Origin of the sequence: Thalassotalea sp. G2M2-11 (assembly GCF_017168195.1) — a bacterium.
Lineage (GTDB): Bacteria > Pseudomonadota > Gammaproteobacteria > Enterobacterales > Alteromonadaceae > Thalassotalea_E.
Genome location: NZ_JADNYL010000009.1, coordinates 1 through 1956, shown reverse-complemented (window position 1 = coordinate 1956; position 1956 = coordinate 1). Strand labels below are relative to the sequence as shown.

Genomic DNA, 1956 nt, shown 5'->3' with positions numbered 1-1956 from the left:
ACCATTTGTGAACCATTCTTCAGAGTTTGCGGTTTGAGATATTAAACACAATATGATTACTAAAAATTTAATGAGGAATCCTCCATGATGCTAACGCCCGCATAAGGGGCTGGTAATAGCTTGCTAAAATTGTGAAGCGAAGCGGAACTGAGCAAGCTGTTAGCAGTCCCGTTACTGTAATGGCTTGTTATACGCAAATTACTCAATAGTGTAAACGACATAAACAGTTGCCGTAGCTCTCATTTTACCAATTTTAAACACGCTAGATCCCGGTGGAACTCTGTATCTCATTTCAGCAGCACCATAAGATTGACCATAAATTCGTTGGTTTGGTTGTAAATTATAAGTTTCATTTTGCCTAGTTTGAAATTCTGAGAGTGAATGTATATCTTTAATTTTTTTTCCTTGAATTTCAGCTATTTCCTGCGCTTTTAATTTTGCATCTTCAATAGCTAACATTAATACGCTTTTTTTTACGGCACGTTCATCTGCTAACTCCACTGTCGAAGATATTTTAGACGTTATTTCGGCAGAAATTAATGCATCATTAAGTTTTGGATATTTCGTTAAGTCTTTCAAAATTATATCTATATTACGACTTACTCTAGTGCCATTATCTATTCTTTTACCGTTCTCTCGCTCAATAGCAGGAAGAATTTGAATAGGCGTAGCTGTAATTTGACTTGCCTTAATTCCAATACTTTTGGTTGATTCAAAAATTTTTAACGACTTCTCATCTATTTCTGACTTTGCAATATCAGCGTCCAAGTTTGTTGAAACTACAGATACCGATATTTTTATTTGATCAGGAGTTATTTCTTTTTCTGCATAGCCTTCAACATATATATGCGGTTCTTTTGGAATTACCGACGCAAAAGATGAAATAGTGAAAAGTGATAAAAATAAAGCTATGGTTTTCATGAATAATCCTTTATCAGATGATGCTAGGTTTAAAATGCGTATAACGCCCAAATAACGGGCTAATAATGCTTGGCTATACTAGTGAGCGCAGCGAACCAAGCCAAGCATTATTAGTCCGTGCGTTAATTTGCTTGTTAGTTTTTCGTTAGCAACTCAATTAACCTAGTTTTTTGTTTTGTAGCTTCAACCCAAAAACCACCATTCACCAAAGCAAGTCCAAAAATAAGCATGCCAAATGGTATTAAGGCATGGAATGAAAGTTTATCTATATTTAATGAAACAGCAATACAACCAATACCTACACCAATAAACCAAATGCACATAAAACAATAGACAAAGGTATGCAATCGCATCTTAATATCAATATTTGAGCCCATTTCTGCGGACTCAACTTTGCCTTCAATAACAGGAAGAAATGAATTTCGATACGAAATATTTCTTTGTATATAGAATCTATCGTCGCCAATAGTTCCATTAAATTCTTTATTTGGCCTAAAGCTAAAAAATCTCTTTTCACTGGTATTATCTACAATTACTTTCAACACCTCTTCAGGCTGCTTTTCTGTAGCAATATTAAATCTGTTGTATGGTATTAACTTCATGCTTCCCTGAAAAACTAACGCCCAAATAATGGGCAAAATATAGTTGGCTAAAATTAGTGAACGCAGTGAACAAAAAGCCAACTGTATTTTGTGATCTTGCCCCGATAAAGTGGACACGCTCCATGTTTTAATTGACTGCTAATTCATATTCAGCAGGTGTTTGATATCCTAAACTCGAATGCAGTCGTTGTCTATTGTAAAAGTTGTTTAAGTAACCCGTTAATAAGGCTCGTAATTTATCTGCTGTAGTAAAAGTATTACCTCGAATTAAATCAGCTTTGAGCGAATGAAAGAATGATTCAACTTCGGCATTATCGGTGCAACAACCAGGGCGATTCATACTGGCTTTCACGTTACGTTTTTTAAGAAATTCTTGCATCACATGTGCGCGATATTCAGCCCCTCTATCGGTGTGAAATAACACCGTGTCGAC

General features: G+C 35.4%; 3 protein-coding genes. All 3 read right to left on the bottom strand.

The genetic code is table 11. From position 1 onward, the window contains the following. Window positions 1-198: 198 nt before the first annotated feature. Window positions 199-921 (bottom strand): SIMPL domain-containing protein, encoded by a 723-nt coding sequence (locus IV514_RS17335; protein ID WP_206486583.1) that lies wholly within the window; start codon window positions 919-921, stop codon window positions 199-201. Between the two features lie 134 nt (window positions 922-1055). Next, the gene (locus IV514_RS17330; RefSeq protein ID WP_241242456.1) at window positions 1056-1640 is read right to left on the bottom strand and encodes a hypothetical protein; all 585 of its coding nucleotides are present in this window, start codon (window positions 1638-1640) and stop codon (window positions 1056-1058) included. 10 nt (window positions 1641-1650) lie between these two features. After that, a partial coding sequence (locus IV514_RS17325) for an integrase core domain-containing protein (protein WP_206486582.1) occupies window positions 1651-1956 on the bottom strand: 306 nt, incomplete at its 5' end.

What these genes read in the sequence shown, in the direction of transcription:
- IV514_RS17335 (WP_206486583.1), bottom strand. Translation starts at nt 921, where the DNA reads ATGAAAACCATAGCTTTATTTTTATCACTTTTCACTATTTCATCTTTT.